At 68.1% G+C, this 618-nt stretch carries 2 protein-coding genes; both read right to left on the bottom strand.

Going from position 1 to position 618, the window contains the following annotated elements:
• Positions 1 to 92: 92 nt before the first annotated feature.
• Positions 93 to 362 (bottom strand): hypothetical protein, encoded by a 270-nt coding sequence (locus AC0VX0_RS12410; RefSeq protein ID WP_159305619.1) that lies wholly within the window; start codon positions 360 to 362, stop codon positions 93 to 95.
• Positions 363 to 392: 30 nt separating this feature from the next.
• Positions 393 to 618, bottom strand: a 226-nt coding sequence (locus tag AC0VX0_RS12405; RefSeq protein ID WP_475452217.1) for a hypothetical protein, incomplete at its 5' end; no start/stop codon positions are given.

Here is a 618-nt window from a genome sequence, read left to right as displayed (position 1 = left end):
GTGGGCCCTGCGATGTGTCTAACCACACACTTCTAGGGCGTGGGGGGCAACTCCCCCACCTCCGCGACACGTCCCCGGGAGCTCGGTGCAGCTCAGGCGGGAGCGGCGCCGTCGCGCTCGGCGACCAGGTAGGGCCCGCGCAGCAGGTAGGGCAGGTTCCATGCCCAGAGGACGGGGTCCTCGTCGTGGCGCACGCGCCGGCGCTGCTCTCGGTCGAGGGCGTCGACCATGGGCGTGGGCACGCTCGTGTCGAGGTAGCCCTCGGGGTCGGCGATCTGGATCGCTTGGCTGTCGATGTCCACTCGCGCGACCTCGCGCGAGGCACCTTGGTAGTCCTGCTCGTAGATGGTAACGGTGGCCATGGCCCCTCCTTGTGTTGACGTTGCCTAATCTTAGCTGCCCGGGTACAGCTTCTCCAGGTCGAGGATCTGCCCCGTGTGGAGCATGAGCTTGGCGCGCCGCCGGACCTCGTGGAAGCGGCCGTCCTCGATCGTCCCCTTCAACCCCAGCCCGTCCTCGGAGACGAGGAAGCGCTGCAGGGTTGCCTTCTCCTCCTCCGTGAGGATGCGGTCTCCGTGCTTACGGGACCGGGCCACGGCGAACAGGGAGGCGTTCACT

The sequence above is a fragment of the Micrococcus sp. iso_26 genome, from assembly GCF_056172975.1.
This window is presented reverse-complemented; position numbering and strand designations above follow the sequence as displayed.

Excerpts from the sequence above, each read along its gene's own strand:
- AC0VX0_RS12410 (WP_159305619.1), bottom strand. The coding sequence starts at position 362 with ATGGCCACCGTTACCATCTACGAGCAGGACTACCAAGGTGCCTCGCGC.